This is a genomic window from Mycolicibacterium austroafricanum (genome assembly GCF_902705885.1).
Taxonomy (GTDB): Bacteria; Actinomycetota; Actinomycetes; order Mycobacteriales; family Mycobacteriaceae; genus Mycobacterium; species Mycobacterium vanbaalenii_A.
In genome coordinates this window covers 40,153-54,517 of sequence record NZ_CACSIP010000009.1, presented here as the reverse complement: position 1 = coordinate 54,517, position 14,365 = coordinate 40,153, and the positions used below count along the sequence as shown (strand labels likewise).

Annotated in this window: 15 protein-coding genes; 11 read left to right on the top strand and 4 right to left on the bottom strand. The window is 68.4% G+C overall.

Features of this window, described 5'->3' with window-relative positions:
- Positions 1-836 precede the first annotated feature (836 nt).
- From BEMPMBAN_RS07480 to BEMPMBAN_RS07435, 10 genes are all read left to right on the top strand, one after another.
- Positions 837-1,886, top strand: a complete 1,050-nt coding sequence (locus BEMPMBAN_RS07480) for a PE-PPE domain-containing protein (protein ID WP_159229729.1) — start codon at positions 837-839, stop codon at positions 1,884-1,886.
- 475 nt (positions 1,887-2,361) lie between these two features.
- Positions 2,362-2,925, top strand: a complete 564-nt coding sequence (gene lysE / locus BEMPMBAN_RS07475; RefSeq protein ID WP_200845912.1) for an L-lysine exporter — start codon at positions 2,362-2,364, stop codon at positions 2,923-2,925.
- Positions 2,926-2,971: 46 nt separating this feature from the next.
- The gene (locus BEMPMBAN_RS07470; RefSeq protein ID WP_159229727.1) at positions 2,972-3,526 is read left to right on the top strand and encodes a hypothetical protein; all 555 of its coding nucleotides are present in this window, start codon (positions 2,972-2,974) and stop codon (positions 3,524-3,526) included.
- A gap of 58 nt (positions 3,527-3,584) precedes the next feature.
- Positions 3,585-4,496 carry an ABC transporter substrate-binding protein gene (locus tag BEMPMBAN_RS07465; protein ID WP_425294941.1) on the top strand — a complete coding sequence of 304 codons (912 nt, stop codon included), beginning with the start codon at positions 3,585-3,587 and terminating at the stop codon, positions 4,494-4,496.
- 12 nt (positions 4,497-4,508) lie between these two features.
- Positions 4,509-5,198, top strand: coding sequence for a queuosine precursor transporter (locus BEMPMBAN_RS07460; protein ID WP_159229725.1), 690 nt, complete (start codon positions 4,509-4,511; stop codon positions 5,196-5,198).
- A gap of 85 nt (positions 5,199-5,283) precedes the next feature.
- Positions 5,284-5,952 carry a 5-oxoprolinase subunit B family protein gene (locus tag BEMPMBAN_RS07455; RefSeq protein WP_159229724.1) on the top strand — a complete coding sequence of 223 codons (669 nt, stop codon included), beginning with the start codon at positions 5,284-5,286 and terminating at the stop codon, positions 5,950-5,952.
- On the top strand, positions 5,949-6,854 hold the full coding sequence (locus tag BEMPMBAN_RS07450; protein ID WP_159229723.1) for a 5-oxoprolinase/urea amidolyase family protein: 906 nt from the start codon (positions 5,949-5,951) through the stop codon (positions 6,852-6,854). Before BEMPMBAN_RS07455 ends, BEMPMBAN_RS07450 begins: the two co-directional genes overlap by 4 nt.
- A 57-nt stretch (positions 6,855-6,911) precedes the next feature.
- A complete protein-coding gene (locus BEMPMBAN_RS07445; RefSeq protein ID WP_234897343.1) occupies positions 6,912-7,466 on the top strand; it encodes a GNAT family N-acetyltransferase in 555 nt (184 codons plus the stop codon).
- A gap of 115 nt (positions 7,467-7,581) precedes the next feature.
- Entirely contained in the window at positions 7,582-8,724 is a 1,143-nt protein-coding gene (locus tag BEMPMBAN_RS07440; protein ID WP_159229722.1) for a uroporphyrinogen-III synthase, read from the top strand.
- The gene (locus BEMPMBAN_RS07435; protein ID WP_159229721.1) at positions 8,721-9,467 is read left to right on the top strand and encodes a sirohydrochlorin chelatase; all 747 of its coding nucleotides are present in this window, start codon (positions 8,721-8,723) and stop codon (positions 9,465-9,467) included. The genes BEMPMBAN_RS07440 and BEMPMBAN_RS07435 overlap by 4 nt, the downstream gene beginning before the upstream one ends.
- Before the next feature lie 3 nt (positions 9,468-9,470).
- On the opposite strand, the gene fdxA is transcribed toward BEMPMBAN_RS07435, so the two are convergent.
- The 3 genes from fdxA to nirB all read right to left on the bottom strand — a co-directional run bounded on the left by fdxA (position 9,471) and on the right by nirB (position 12,860).
- Positions 9,471-9,824, bottom strand: a complete 354-nt coding sequence (gene fdxA / locus BEMPMBAN_RS07430; protein ID WP_159229720.1) for a ferredoxin — start codon at positions 9,822-9,824, stop codon at positions 9,471-9,473.
- Positions 9,825-9,954: 130 nt separating this feature from the next.
- Positions 9,955-10,302, bottom strand: coding sequence for a nitrite reductase small subunit NirD (nirD, locus tag BEMPMBAN_RS07425; RefSeq protein WP_159229719.1), 348 nt, complete (start codon positions 10,300-10,302; stop codon positions 9,955-9,957).
- Positions 10,299-12,860 carry a nitrite reductase large subunit NirB gene (gene nirB, locus BEMPMBAN_RS07420; protein WP_159229718.1) on the bottom strand — a complete coding sequence of 854 codons (2,562 nt, stop codon included), beginning with the start codon at positions 12,858-12,860 and terminating at the stop codon, positions 10,299-10,301. The genes nirD and nirB overlap by 4 nt, the downstream gene beginning before the upstream one ends.
- A 205-nt stretch (positions 12,861-13,065) precedes the next feature.
- Between nirB and BEMPMBAN_RS07415 the strand changes: the two genes are divergently transcribed.
- Positions 13,066-13,524, top strand: coding sequence for an Hsp20/alpha crystallin family protein (locus BEMPMBAN_RS07415; protein WP_159229717.1), 459 nt, complete (start codon positions 13,066-13,068; stop codon positions 13,522-13,524).
- A 63-nt stretch (positions 13,525-13,587) separates the two neighbouring features.
- Here the strand turns inward: BEMPMBAN_RS07415 and BEMPMBAN_RS07410 are convergent, their stop codons facing one another.
- Positions 13,588-14,346, bottom strand: a complete 759-nt coding sequence (locus BEMPMBAN_RS07410; protein WP_159229716.1) for an isocitrate lyase/PEP mutase family protein — start codon at positions 14,344-14,346, stop codon at positions 13,588-13,590.
- Positions 14,347-14,365 lie beyond the last annotated feature (19 nt).

The following is a 14,365-nucleotide window of genomic DNA, read 5'->3' as shown; positions in this document are numbered from 1 at the left end:
CTCGGAAGTCGATCTTACTGATCAGTAAGTTCTTCTGCCAACATCGACTGCCTCCATGGGAATCACAGCAGACGCTCGGGGGTTTTGACCCCCTTCACCCCGGGGCGATCGTGTCCCCAGCGGGCAGGAAGGTGGCAGCGAGAGCGGGGACGTCAGCACTGACGGGGGCACGCCTGCCCCCACACTCGCCATCGTCTGTTGTCCGCCGTGCATGGGAGCTTCGGAAAGTCGCTGTCGCCCAAGTTGAATCGAACTCGACCGACCGGCATGCCGAGAGCATCGGCGGCGATCTGTGTCATGGAGGTGTAGGTGGGGGGTCGATGACACCGGAACACTGGGTCTTGCCGGAAACGCCACTGACGAGTGGCTGTGGCGAGAACACTGGCGCTAGGACGCAGCAGTTCGTCTGTCGGACGCGGCGCCGAAACAGCAAATGCATAGCGGCCTTTTGCTAGGGTGCTGTCTGGGTCACACTGTAAACGGGTCTCCGTTCAGCAAACTACAGACCCGGTTCGGCCGTGGATGACACATCAGCTTCGCACTGGGGGAATCAAACAAATATGGGTAGTCCGGCAAAGTTGTCTCATCAGTCTGGGGGCCGGCATCTGCACCGGCCCGCCAACGAGGAACATCGTCGATCGTTGCCGACCGGCCGGACGGTCTGGGCGGGCTTCCACCCCAACCGCCCGGACAACAGATTCAAGCGAGGAGCAATGGGGCTTGCCGTGGGCGCGGCTCTGCTGCCACTCCTCGCCGTGTCGACCGCGGGCGCAGCTACGGTGCCTCCGGTGCCAAGTCCGGCCACCGTGTTGACCATCTTTCCCTGGGAAGGGTCCATGGAAGACGAACTTCAAGGAACGCTATGCCAAGCGCCTAACAACTGCGTCCGGGTCGATCAGTCCCTCTGGGATCCGAATGGCCTCGCGAGCATCGAGACAGCCATCGACACGACGCTCGGCACCAAGGTCGTGTTCTCGTATAGCGAAGGGGCTCGGTCGATCACGGACTGGCTGGACGAGCATGCCGACGACCCCGATGCCCCCTCGCCGGACGAGCTGTCGTTCGTCTTCATCGGCAATCCCACTCGAGCCTACGGTGGCTCAGACAGCAAGGTGATGCCGCAAACCCAATACCAGGTGATCGACATATCGCGCCAGTACGACACCGCCTCCGACTTCCCCGACAATCCGCTCAACTTGCTGTCCCTGCTCAACTCTTTGGCCGCGTTCACGGTCATCCACACCGATTACGAGGACGTGGACATGCACGATCCCGCAAATATTGTGTGGAAGGAGGGGAACACCACCTACGTCTTTGTGCCGACCGAGAACCTTCCGCTGCTCGAGCCGCTGCGGCGGCTGGGGCTCACGGGGTTGGCCGACGCGCTCAACGGGCCGCTGAAAGAAATCGTGGAGCGGGGCTACGACCGGTCGTATCTCCCGGCGGCGGAGGAGGAACCGGCGAGCACCCCCGCGCTCTCTATTCCGCTGGCCGCCGACCCGGCTACACCGTCAGTCGATGCGAAGCCCGGAGAGCAGAATGTCGACCGCAACGACTCGGGTGTGATCAGCACGGTCGCCGCCACGTCAGCATCGGACGTGGCCGACCATGCGGATCGTGAAGAGCCGCCCAACTCCGAGGCTGGCGAAACCGACGCGGCGGGGATCAACGCAGAAGAAGCGGCGGCAATGGCCAGTGATGCGAAGCAGTCGACCGCCGTGCGAACTGCCGAGGACAGCACCGAGCCGACCACCGAGGACAAAAAGTCAGGGGGAACGGCGACTACCGGTGCCGAGACGGACGGTGCGACGACGACGAAGGATGAGGACCGGAAAAGGACTTCGTCCGACGATGTCCGCGACAAAGCCACCGACCGCGACGAATAGTCCTGTTAGCACCCTGAGTCGACAGGTCGCTCGCTCTCGGTGACGCTGCGCCAACCCTTTTCAGCAATTCGGCCGAGAACGGCGACCTGACATCCCAAACAGCGATGGGTTGCATTCGGGGTAACTGCCTTTGCAGACGAAGTCGGTGCCACGGGTCAACCATATGAGGTCGGGGTGCGTCTAGCTGTGCCGTCCACCGGCTACGCCGCCTCCGATTGTTTCACCAATCATCGCCTGCGTTGTCGATGTCGCCCTGCGCGAGTCTCTATACAGCACAGCGGATTCGCCAGATTTCTCACCAACAAGATGATGTAGGCCGGCCGTCCGATCCGGATTGTCGAATCCGTCCCGCGCCATCATTAGTTTCATTTAATCCGATGAAGAATATTTAGCTGTACTGGATCACGGTCGGCTACCTAACGTGAGTCGGGTGAACGTGCCCTACCTCGTCGTGCTGACCGGTTTCGCGACCACCATGGCCCTCATCGCGGCCATCGGTGCCCAGAACGCCTTCGTCCTGCGCCAAGGCATCCGCGGCGAGCACGTGCTGCCGGTGGTCGCGTTGTGCGCGGTCTCGGACCTGATGCTGATCTTCGCCGGCATCGCCGGCTTCGGCGCCCTGATCGCGGCGCACCCCGACGCCGTCTCCGTCGCCAAGTACGGCGGCGTCGTCTTCCTGCTCGGCTACGGCCTGCTCGCCGCCCGGCGCGCGCTGAACCCGGGGACGTTGACGCCCTCGGACGCCGCGCCGGCGCGACTGGGCGGTGTGCTGGCGACCTGCCTGGCGCTGACATTCCTCAACCCGCACGTCTACCTGGACACCGTCATCCTGCTGGGCGCACTGGCCAACGAACATCAGGAGGGCAGGTGGCTGTTCGGCGTCGGCGCGGTGACCGCCAGCGTGGTGTGGTTCACCGGCCTCGGATTCGGCGCCAGAAAGCTCAGCCGGTTCTTCGCAACACCCCGAACATGGCGCCTGCTCGACGGCCTGATCGCCGCGATGATGATCGGCCTGGCCGCCGCCCTGGCGCTGACCTGACTGCAAAAAGTAACGTCCGTGCGCCCAACCCGATAGCCTTCGTACCATGGTCACACCGCCCCGCATCAAGATCGCCCTCGTCGGCGCGCTCATGGCCGGGGGCGCTCTGGCCGCCGCCTGGCCCGCCGGCGCGCAACCGGCGCCCGTCGACCCCGCGCTGCCACCCGCCCCGGGGGTCGCCGCACCGGCGCCCGGTGCGCCTGGTCCCGCGCCTGCGCCCAACCAGGTCTTCACCTACACGCCCATCGCGGAGGGTGCTCCCATCCCGGGACCGGCAGCACCTCCGCCACCGCCGGGGACCGCGCCCTTCATTCCGCCGGTGCAGAACGGCGATTTCAACAACACCGGCCAGATGAGCTTCCTGCGCGAACTGTGGAACATGCGCGGTACCGAGGAGCTCTACCAGACGCTCTATCCGTCGCAGATGGACCCGGCGATGGCCGACGCGATGGGCGTGCGGCAGATGCCGATGCTCCCGCCAGGCACGCTCCCTCCGGGCGTCGTCTCCCCCGAGGCGCCTCCCGGTGCGCCGCCCGCCCCGGCGCCCGCGCCACCGCCGGTGTGGCCGCCCGCCGGCATGGTGCCCATCCCCGTTCCGTAGGCCGCACCGCTTGGCTACGCGGGTGCCCACGAGGTGGTCCCGGCGGAGTTTCCTGACGATGTCGGCCGGAGCCGCGGTGGTGATAGCCGGCTGCGGATCAGACCAGCCGGGCAGCGTCGCCGACGACGGGTCGGTGACCGTCCCGCACGCCTTCGGTGAGACGCGGATCCCCGCGCCACCGACGCGGGTGGTCAGCGCCGGCCTGACCGGCGCCGACGACCTGCTCGCCCTCGACGTCGTCCCGATCGCGGTGACCGACTGGTTCGGCGGCGAACCGTTCGGGGTCTGGCCGTGGGCACTGCCGCGGCTCGGCGACGCACAGCCGGTGGTGCTCTACCTGACCGACGGTGTGCCGATCGACCAGATCGCAGGACTTCGACCCGATCTGATCGTGGCGACGGACGCCGGTCTCGACCAGGACAGCTACACCCGGCTGTCGGCCGTCGCGCCGACGATCCCGCAGTCCGGACGCGACGCGTTCTTCGAACCGTGGCGCGACCGGGCCACCGCCATCGGCCAGGCGGTGTTCCGCCACGACGACATGCAGGCGCTCATCGCCGACGTCGACGCGCAGTTCGCCGCGGTCAAGGAGGCCAACCCGCAGTTCGCCGACAAGCAGGTGTTGCTGCTCGAGGGCACCATGTTCCGGGACAGCGTGCAGGTCCAGGGCCCCGGATGGCGACATGAGTTCCTGACTCAGATGGGGCTGACCGTCGTGACCCCCGACCGGGAGTTGATCCCGCGCGACGACACGGCCCCGGTCCTCGACTCCGCCGACGTCGTCATCTGGACCACCGAGAGCGACGAGGAACAGGCGGCGCTTCTGGCCGACCCGGCGATCGCGGCGCTCGGCCGGCGCAACGTCTTCACCGGCAAGGAGCTCGCCGGGGCGATCGCCTATGCCTCCACACTGTCCTACCCGGTGGTCGCCGAGAAGTTGCCGCCGATGATCGCCGCTGCCCTGGGCTGATCTAATAGCCCGGTGACCAGCCAGACCACCGACCAGGACAGCCACGCCGCATTCGCCCGGGTGGGCTCGGCCTACTATCCGGTCCTGGTCGCGGTGTTCACCGCGCTGGTGATCATCTCCAACGTCACCGCAACCAAGGGCGTGGAGTTCGGGCCGATCATCACCGACGGCGGGTTCATCGTCTTCCCGCTGACCTACGTGATCGGCGACGTGCTCTCCGAGGTGTACGGATTCAAGGCCGCCCGCCGGGCCATCCTGACCGGGTTCGCGATGAATGCGCTTGCCGCCGGCGCCTTCTGGGTGACCGTCTATCTGCCGGCGGCGAACTTCTACGAAAACCAGGAGCACTTCGAGAACATCGCCGGCGCCTACACCGGGCTGATCGTGGCGGGCCTGGCAGGTTTCATCGTCGGGCAGACACTCAACGCCTGGGTGGTGGTGCGGATCAAGGAGCGCACCAAGGAGAAGCACCTGTGGGCACGGCTGATCGGGTCGACGTTCGTCGGCCAGCTCGGCGACACCGTGGTGTTCTGCGCGATCGCGGCCAGCGTCATCGGCATCACCACATTCGGCGACTTCGCCACCTACACCGCGCAGGGCTGGCTGTACAAGACCGCCATCGAGATCCTGGTGCTGCCGATCACCTACCGCGTCATCGGCTATATCAAGCGCCGCGAGCCGACGTACCGAGCCGCGGTGTGAGCCGACTTTAAGGCACCTCTGGCAAGGCACAAAGAGCTTCAGAAGAGTACGAGCGTTCAAAACTACTGCCCGGTAGCTTTGGGACATGAGCGTGACAGCGGATGCGACGGCCGGGCTCCATGCCGGCCGCGCGAGCAGCATTCTTGACTACGGTGACCGCGCGCTGCTTCTCGAGTTCGACGGCACCGCTGAGGTTCTCGCATGGACCGACGCGCTCCGCGCCGCCGGCCTTCCGGGCGTCGTGGACATCGTGCCCGCCGCCCGGACCATCCTGGTGAAGCTCGACGGACACCGGTACCAGGCACCCACCCGCCAGCGGCTGAACCAGGTGCACCCGGACGCGGCCGCGCTGGACGAGACGGTGGCGTCGGCCGACGTCGTCATCGACGTCACCTACGACGGTGAGGACCTCGAGGACGTCGCCCGGCTCACCGGACTGTCGCCGCGCGAGGTCGTCGCGGCACACACCGGGCGGCTCTGGCGCGTCGGCTTCTGCGGTTTTGCACCGGGTTTCGGATACCTGGTCGGCGGCGACGAGCGGCTCGCGGTGCCCAGGAGGGCGGACCCGCGCACCAAGGTGCCCGTCGGCTCCGTCGGGTTGGCCGGTGAGTTCAGTGGCATCTACCCCCGCGAATCGCCGGGTGGCTGGCAGTTGATCGGTCGCACCTCCGCGGTGCTGTGGGACATCGGGCGGGACAACCCGGCGCTGCTGACACCCGGCATGTGGGTCGAGTTCCGGGAGGCGGCGTCATGAGTGGAGCATCGCTGGAGATCCTGAAGACGGGTCCACTCGCACTGGTCGAGGACCTCGGCCGGGCGGGCCTGTCCCATCTCGGCGTCACCCGGTCCGGCGCGGCCGACCGCCGCTCGCACACGCTGGCCAACCGGCTCGTCGCCAACCCGGGCGACCGGGCGACCGTCGAGGTGATGCTGGGCGGGTTCACCGCGCGGGTGCGCGGCGGTGGCAGAGAGGGCGTCGCCATCGCGGTGACCGGCGCCGACACCGACCCGGCCGTCGACGGAGTTCCCTTCGGCACCAACAGCATCCACTACGCACAGGACGGCGAGGTGATCTCGCTCAGTCCGCCGCCTTCGGGGTTGCGCTCATATCTGGCGGTGCGTGGCGGTTTCGACGTCGAACCGGTGCTGGGGTCGCGAAGCTACGACGTGATGTCGGCGATCGGCCCCGGACCGTTGCAGCCGGGCGATGTGCTGCCGATCGGCGAGCACACCGACGACTTCCCCGAACTCGACCAGGCGCCGGTGGCCGCCATCGCCGACGACGTCGTCGAGCTCAGGGTGGTGCCGGGACCCCGCGACGACTGGTTCGTCGACCCCGACATCCTGGTGCGCACCAACTGGCAGGTGACCAACCGCAGCGACCGGGTGGGGATGCGGTTGATCGGCATGCCGTTGGAGTACCGCCGCCCGGACACTCAGCTGCCCAGCGAGGGCGCCACCCGGGGCGCGATCCAGGTCCCGCCGACCGGTTTCCCGGTGATCCTCGGTCCAGACCATCCGGTGACCGGGGGCTACCCGGTGATCGGCGTGGTCGTCGACGACGACATCGACAAGGTCGCGCAGGCACGTCCCGGCCAGACGGTGCGGTTGCACTGGTCGCGGCCCCGTCGGCCGTTCGAAGGCGCCGACGGCTGACACGGCGCGGTCGCTGATGGGCAGCCGTGGCCCGGCCGCGGTGGTAGAACCGGGAGTGTGCGTGCCCGCCTAGTCCACACGTCCGATCTCGACCCCGAGACGCGCGAGCACGCCCGCTTGATGGTGATCGAGGCCTTCCGTGGGTCTTCGGACGGCGAGTTCACCGACGCGGACTGGGAACACTCCCTCGGCGGGATGCATGCGGTGATCTTCCAGCGCGGCGCGCTGATCGGGCACGCCGCGGTCGTGCAACGTCGGCTCCTGCACGGCGGCACGGTGCTGCGCTGCGGGTACGTCGAGGGCGTCGCGGTCCGGGAGGACCACCGCGGACAGGGACTGGGCAGCGCGCTCATGGACGCCGTCGAACAGGTGGTGCGCGGTGGCTACCACCTCGGGGCGCTGGGGGCGACTGATCTGGGCAGACCGGTGTACGAGGCCCGGGGGTGGCTGCCGTGGCGGGGGCCGACGTCGGTGCTGTCGCCGGACGGGCTGGTCCGCACACCCGACGACGACGGCTCGGTGTACGTGCTGCCTGCCGAACTACCCGCGGCCGTCGACCTCGACCTCGACGCCGAGATCACCTGCGACTGGCGCGACGGCGACGTATGGTGACCTCACAGCGGCAGCACTGCGGCGGTGAGCGGAAATTCACGCCCTGAGCGGGGGTGACACGCTCACGCAACGGCTGCTTAATCACGGCGAAACACGACCTGAATAGACAGAGAGCATGAGTGAGCCGGACTGGTCGCCGCTCACCGGATTCCGAGTCGCGGTGACGTCAGCGCGGCGCGCCGACGAACTGAGCGCGCTGCTCAAGCGCCGCGGAGCGACCGTCACCAGCGCCGCGGCCATCGAGATGGTGCCGCTGCCCGACGACGACGAACTGCGTCAGCGCACCCAGGCGTTGATCGACAACCCGCCTGACATCGTCGTCGCCACCACCGGCATCGGCTTCCGGGGCTGGATCGCGGCGGCCGACGGTTGGGGGCTGGCCACCGAGTTGACCGCGGCGCTGGCCAAGGCCCGGGTGGTGTCGCGGGGACCCAAAGCCACCGGCGCGCTGCGCGCGGGCGGGCTGCCCGAGGAGTGGTCGCCGGAATCGGAGTCCTCGCGTGAGGTGCTGCACTACCTGGTCGAGGGCGGCATCTCCGGTGCGCGCATCGCCGTGCAGTTGCACGGCGCCACCGCCGACTGGGACCCGTTCCCGGAGTTCCTCGACGAATTACGTTCGGCCGGAGCCGAAGTGGTGCCGATCCGGGTGTATCGCTGGCACCCGGTGCCCCGCGACGGCGAGTTCGATCAACTGGTGGCAGGCATCGCCGAGGACAAGTTCGACGCGGTGAGCTTCACGTCCGCGCCCGCGGTGGCAGCGATGCTGTTGCGGGCCACCGAGATGGGTCTCGAAGCCGAAGTGCTCTCGGCGCTGCGCAACAACGTGCACGCGATGTGCGTCGGTCCCGTCACAGCGCGTCCGCTGGTACGCCTCGGCGTTCCGACCTCGGCGCCGGAGCGGATGCGGTTGGGCGCGTTGGCCCGCCACATTACCGACGAGCTACCGCTGCTGCAGGCGCGCACCGTCCGGGTCGCAGGACATCTGCTCGAGATCCGCGGCAACTGCGTGCTGGTCGACGGCGAGGTCAAGGCGATGTCCCCGGCCGCGATGGCCACGGTGCGGGCGTTGTCACACCACCCCGGCGCGGTGGTGTCGCGGACAGACCTGCTACGGGCGCTCCCCGGCAGCGGCACCGACACCCACGCGGTCGAGACAGCGGTGCTGCGGCTGCGAAGTGCGTTGGGAGACAAGAGGATGGTGTCCACGGTGGTCAAGCGGGGTTACCGGCTGACCATCGACGAGGCACACGCGTCATGAGTTACCTGTTGGTGGCCCACGGCACCCGCAAACAACAGGGGGTGTCGCTGATCGGGGACCTGGCGGCGCAGGTTTCCGAGACCCTGGACCGGCCGGTGCACGTCGCATTCGTCGATGTGCTCGGCCCGACTCCGAGCGAACTGCTCAGCGCGACCCGTGATCGGGCGACCGTGCTGGTGCCGGCTTTCCTGGCGCGTGGGTACCACGTCACCAGCGACATTCCCAAACACGTCCAGGACAGCGGACACCAGCACGTGACCGTCACCCGGGCCCTCGGGCCAGACCCGGCGCTGGTGCGGGCACTCGTCGACAGACTCGTCGAATCCGGTTGGCGGCCCGAGGATTCGGTGATCCTGGCGGCGGCAGGTACCTCGGATCCGGCGGCGATGACGGATCTGCACACCACCGCGACCTGGTTGTCGGCGATGGTCGGCTCGCGCGTCGAGCTGGCGTTCGCCGCCACCGGTGAACCACGGGTGGCCGACGCGGTCGCGGCGAACCGCACGCAGGGCCGGCGGGTGGTCGTCGCGTCGTATCTGCTCTCCGACGGCCTGTTCCAGGATCGCTTGCGCGACAGCGGCGCCGACGTGGTGACCGCACCGCTGGGCACTCATCCCGGCGTGGCACGGTTGATCGTCAGCCGCTTCCTGCGCGCCGAGGTCCCCGGTCACCACCCCGCCGGAACGGTATTCCAGCAGCGCATCACGCGGAGTTTGGCTGCTGGAATACCGTTCCGGCGGTAGGTGCTAGGGGTGTGGCGTGGTTGACGGGGGCAGGCCGGCCACCAAAGGGGTGTCCGCGCCGACACGTCCCAGCTTCAGCGCACCGCCCGGATCCCCCAGAGGCCCGTCACGGCCGGGCAGCGTCATCGTGAAGAAGGCGGCGTTGTCCTCGAGGAACTGCGCTTCCTCGTCGGGCAGGTCCGTCTCGTAGTAGATGGCGTCCATCCGGCACGCGATGCGGCACGCGCCGCAGTCCACGCACTCGTTGGGGTTGATGTACATCGCCCGGTCGCCCTCGTAGATGCAGTCCGCCGGGCACTCCAGCATGCAGGACTTGTCGACGACGTCGACACATGCACTGCCGATCACGTAGGTCATGGTTACGACGGTACGAGGCGCGCCCGTCGAAAGCGTGGGCCAAAAGTCCCCAGTTTGGTCACGACTAGATTGCGTCCTCGCCGGGAAAGGTCGAGAGAAGCCCTGCTGGAATACCGTTCCGGCGGGGAAGTCAGCTGCCGACTTGGACGTCGCCGTCGGGGGTGACCCGCGTCGCATAGACCGGCAGGCACATCTCCGGATCGTCGAGACAGCTGCCGTCGTCGAGGGCGAAGGCCTGCTTCTTCAACGGGGACTGCACGGTGGCGCGTCCACCCCGGTCGCCGACGATGCCGCGCGACATCACCGCCGCGCCGGAGAACGGATCGATGTTGCCGACCGCGTGCAGGGTTCCGTCGTCGAGCCGGAACAGCGCCGCCTGGACACCACCAGGCAGCAGCACCCCCACCCCGCGGCACGGCTGCAGGAACTCGTAGGCACACGCCGTGGTCCACACCTGGGTGTCGTCGAGCAGCGTCATCGCGGGCTACCTCCTACCTTCGGCATGCCGATCGGCACCGGCACCTTGCGGCCCGAGCGTTCGGTGAACTCGACCGTGGGATCGGGGACGTCCGGGGCGTTGACGAACGAGACGAACCTCGACAGCTTGTCCGGATCCTCGAGCACGCCCTTCCACTCGCACGCGTAGTTCTCGACGTGCCGGGTGATCGCGGCCTCGAACTCGGCGGCCAGGCCCAGCGAGTCCTCGCACACCACTTCGCGCAGATGGTCCAGTCCGACCTGCTCAACCCACGGCGCGGTGCGCTGCAACCGGTCGGCGGTGCGGATGTAGAACATCAGGAACCGGTCGACGTAGCGCACCAGGGTGTCGTCGTCGAGGTCACCGGCCAGCAGTTCGGCGTGCCGCGGGGTGGCTCCGCCGTTGCCGCCGACGTAGAGGTTCCAGCCGGTCTCGGTGGCGATGACGCCGACGTCCTTGCCGCGGGCCTCCGCGCATTCGCGGGCGCATCCGGACACGCCCATCTTGATCTTGTGCGGGGCACGCAGACCGCGGTAGCGCAGCTCCAGGTTGATGGCCATCTGCACCGAGTCCTGTTGGCCGTAGCGGCACCAGTCGCTGCCCACGCAGCTCTTCACCGTCCGCAGCGCCTTGCCGTAGGCATGGCCGGATTCCATCCCGCCGTCGACCAGGCGCCGCCAGATGTCGGGCAGCTGGTCGACCCGGGCGCCGAACATATCGATCCGCTGGCCGCCGGTGATCTTGGTGTAAAGCCCGAAATCCCGGGCGATCTCGCCGATCAAGATGAGGTGCTCGGGGGTGATGTCACCGCCGGGCACCCGGGGCACGATCGAATAGCTGCCGTTGCGCTGGATGTTGGCCAGGAAATGGTCGTTCGAGTCCTGCAGCGACGCCTGCTCGCCGTCGAGGATGTGGTCGGAGCTGGTCGACGCGAGGATCGACGCCACCACGGGTTTGCAGATGTCGCAACCCCTTCCGGTGCCGAAGCGCTCGATCAGCCCGGTGAACGTCCGGATGTCGGTGGCGGTGACGATCTCGAACAGTTCGGCTCGCGACTGGCCGAAGTGTTCACACAGCGCCTTGGACTGTTCGACGCCTTCGGCTTCCAGGAGCTGCTTGAGCAGCGGCACACACGAGCCGCACGAGGTACCGGCCAGCGTGCACTTCTTCAGCTCGGCGACGTCGCAGCAGCCCGAGCCGATGGCCTCGGTGAGATCACCCTTGGTGACGTTGTTGCACGAGCAGATCTGCGCGCCGGCCGGCAGCGCTCCGACGCCGAGTCCCGAGCCACCGCCCTCTGATCCTGCCGGGGCGATGAGCGCGAGCGGATCGCCCGGCAGAGGCTCGCCGACCATCGGTCGCAGGACCCCGTACGACGAGGCGTCACCGACCAGGATGCCGCCGAGCAGGGTCTTGGCATCGTCGGAGAGCACCAGTTTGGCGTAGGTCTGGTTGATCGCGTCGTTGACGACCACCTCCAGGCAGTCGGGCGTGGCGCCCATCGCGTCGCCGAAACTCGCGACGTCGACCCCGAGCAGCTTGAGCTTGGTGGACATGTCGGCTTCCGGGAATTCGGCGACACCGCCGAGCAGCCGGTCGGCGACGACTTCGGCGCTGGTGTATCCGGGTCCGACGAGTCCGTAACACCGGCCCTCGATGGCCGCGACCTCACCGATCGCGAAGATGTTGGGATTGCTTGTGGCACAGGACAGATCGGTGAGCACTCCGCCGCGCTCGGCCAGCCGCAGACCGGCGTCGCGAGCCAGTTCGTCGCGCGGACGCACGCCCGCCGCGAAGACCACCAGGCCCGCGTCGACGAATGTCCCGTCGCTGAGCGTCACCCGCATCGACTCGTCCTGCGCGGACCGCCGCAGCGGCCGATTGCGCTGCGCCGGCTTGATCGACTCGGTGCCGACGCCGGTGTGCACGGTGATGCCCAACTCGGTGACCATCCGGCCCAGCAGGGCGCCACCGGCTTCGTCGAGCTGCTGGGCCATCAGCCGGGGTGCCATCTCGACGACGTGTGGTCGCAGGCCGAACGTGCGCAGCGCGTTGGCGGCCTCCAGCCCCAGCAGGCCGCCGCCGATCACCACACCCACCGGTTCCGGCGCGGCGTCGCGGGCCCGCTGCGCGTCGGCGCGGATCGCATCGAGGTCGTCGAGGGTGCGATAGACATGGCACGCGGGCAGGTCGCGTCCCGGCACGGGCGGCACGAACGCATACGACCCCGTCGCCAGCACCAGCGCGTCGTAGTCGATCCGCGCGCCGTCGGCCGTCCGCACCGACTTGGTCACCGGGTCGATCTCGGCGACCCGGCTGCCGAGCCGGACGTCGACGAGCGCGTCGCCGAGATAGTCGTTGCCGGGCAGTGCCAGCCGAGTCCGGTCCCAGTGGTCGGTGTAGCCGGTGAGCCCGACGCGGTCATACGCCGCGTCGAGTTCTTCTGCAAGGACGGTCACCCGCCACTGTCCACCGGTGTCGCGGGATCGCAGAGCCTCGACGAACCGGTGACCGACCATGCCGTGACCCACGACCACGACGTGCGATGTTGGCGCCATACCGCGAAGGCTAGGGAGCCGATATTGCCTCCGTGTCGCCTCATGTGAAGCGCCCATCACGGTGTCCTCACTCCCGCGGGCGCCCCGCTGTGAGCCTGTTCGCTCACAGCGAACGGCCTGACGGAACATGAGCGTGGTCGACTCAAGTTCTCTATGTGTGGACGCACCGGTACGGAGCCGGTCGACAAGTAACAGGAGATGAACCATGAGCAATGTGACCCTGTGGACCCGGCCGGCCTGGAACACCGACCGCTGGGTGCGCGACTTCTTCGGCCCCGCGACCGCGAACGACTGGGCGAGCGCCGGCCGGTCGGCCATCAACCCGGCCGTCGACGTCGCCCGTGACGGTGACGACGCGGTGATCCGGGTGGACCTGCCCGGCGTGGACGTCGGCAAGGACGTCACCGTCGAGGTGGACAACAGCCGACTCGTCATCCGCGGTGAACGCCGTGACGAGCGCACCGAGGAACACGCCGCCGACGGCGGCGAGGTCCGCAAGCTCAGCGAGGTGCGGTACGGCTCATTCCAGCGCTCGTTCGGCCTGCCCGCCCATGTCACCGGCGACGCCGTATCGGCCGCCTACGACGCGGGCGTGCTCACCGTGCGGGTAGCCGGCGCCCACAAGGGCGCCGAAGCACAGCGCATCGCGATCGAGAGCAGGTAACCCCGGCGAACGAGAACCGGTGGGCCCGAAATGGGCTCACCGGTTCTGCGCGTTTGGGCACCGTCACGCCCAGCGGGCGAGGATCTCCTTGCCGCGAGCGGCCAGTGCGGCCTGGAAGAACGGGCCGAAGCTGACCCGCGCGACGCCCAGCGGCCCGAAGGAGGCCGGGTCGTCCTGATCCGGCACGCCGATCGCGTTCACCGGCAGCGGCAGCTCGGATGTCAGGCGCCGCAACGTCTCCGGCTGGTGCCGGCCCACCGGGTACAGCACGTCGGCCCCGGCGTCGGCGGCCTGCCGCAACCGCGCGATGGCCCGGTCGACCCGGTCGGCCTCGTCTCCGTCCTGGCGCAGAAACAGGTCGGTGCGCGCGTTGACGACCACGTGCACCCCCGAGGCGTCCGCCGCCGCCCGCAACCCGGCGACCAGCCCGGCGTGCTCGTCGGACGACCGCAGCCGACCGCCGTCGCTGTGCACGGTGTCCTCGATGTTGAGCCCGACCGCACCCGCGGACAGGAGGCCTTCGATGAGCCGGACCGGCGTCTGTGCGTAACCCGACTCGATGTCCACCGAGATGGGGACGTCCACGGCGGCGGTGATCTGTCCGACTCGGGCGACGACGTCGTCGAACGTCATGCCTTCGTTGTCGGGTTTGCCGACGGAGTCGGCGACCGGGTGGCTGCCCACCGTGAGCGCAGCGAACCCGGCATCCACGGCCAGTCGCGCCGACCAGGCGTCCCACACCGTGGGCAGGATGACCGGATTTCCGGGCTGATGCAGCTCGAGCAGCGCCGCCGCGCGCCCCTTCAACTCGTCCTCGGACATGGTTCCTCCGCTTCTCGAA

Coding starts and splice junctions, on each gene's coding strand:
- BEMPMBAN_RS07480 (WP_159229729.1), top strand. CDS start 837: ATGGAAGACGAACTTCAAGGAACGCTATGCCAAGCGCCTAACAACTGC.
- lysE (WP_200845912.1), top strand. CDS start 2,362: ATGGCCCTCATCGCGGCCATCGGTGCCCAGAACGCCTTCGTCCTGCGC.
- BEMPMBAN_RS07470 (WP_159229727.1), top strand. CDS start 2,972: ATGGTCACACCGCCCCGCATCAAGATCGCCCTCGTCGGCGCGCTCATG.
- BEMPMBAN_RS07465 (WP_425294941.1), top strand. CDS start 3,585: ATGTCGGCCGGAGCCGCGGTGGTGATAGCCGGCTGCGGATCAGACCAG.
- BEMPMBAN_RS07455 (WP_159229724.1), top strand. CDS start 5,284: ATGAGCGTGACAGCGGATGCGACGGCCGGGCTCCATGCCGGCCGCGCG.
- BEMPMBAN_RS07450 (WP_159229723.1), top strand. CDS start 5,949: ATGAGTGGAGCATCGCTGGAGATCCTGAAGACGGGTCCACTCGCACTG.
- BEMPMBAN_RS07440 (WP_159229722.1), top strand. CDS start 7,582: ATGAGTGAGCCGGACTGGTCGCCGCTCACCGGATTCCGAGTCGCGGTG.
- BEMPMBAN_RS07435 (WP_159229721.1), top strand. CDS start 8,721: ATGAGTTACCTGTTGGTGGCCCACGGCACCCGCAAACAACAGGGGGTG.
- fdxA (WP_159229720.1), bottom strand. CDS start 9,824: ATGACCTACGTGATCGGCAGTGCATGTGTCGACGTCGTCGACAAGTCC.
- nirD (WP_159229719.1), bottom strand. CDS start 10,302: ATGACGCTGCTCGACGACACCCAGGTGTGGACCACGGCGTGTGCCTAC.
- nirB (WP_159229718.1), bottom strand. CDS start 12,860: ATGGCGCCAACATCGCACGTCGTGGTCGTGGGTCACGGCATGGTCGGT.
- BEMPMBAN_RS07415 (WP_159229717.1), top strand. CDS start 13,066: ATGAGCAATGTGACCCTGTGGACCCGGCCGGCCTGGAACACCGACCGC.
- BEMPMBAN_RS07410 (WP_159229716.1), bottom strand. CDS start 14,346: ATGTCCGAGGACGAGTTGAAGGGGCGCGCGGCGGCGCTGCTCGAGCTG.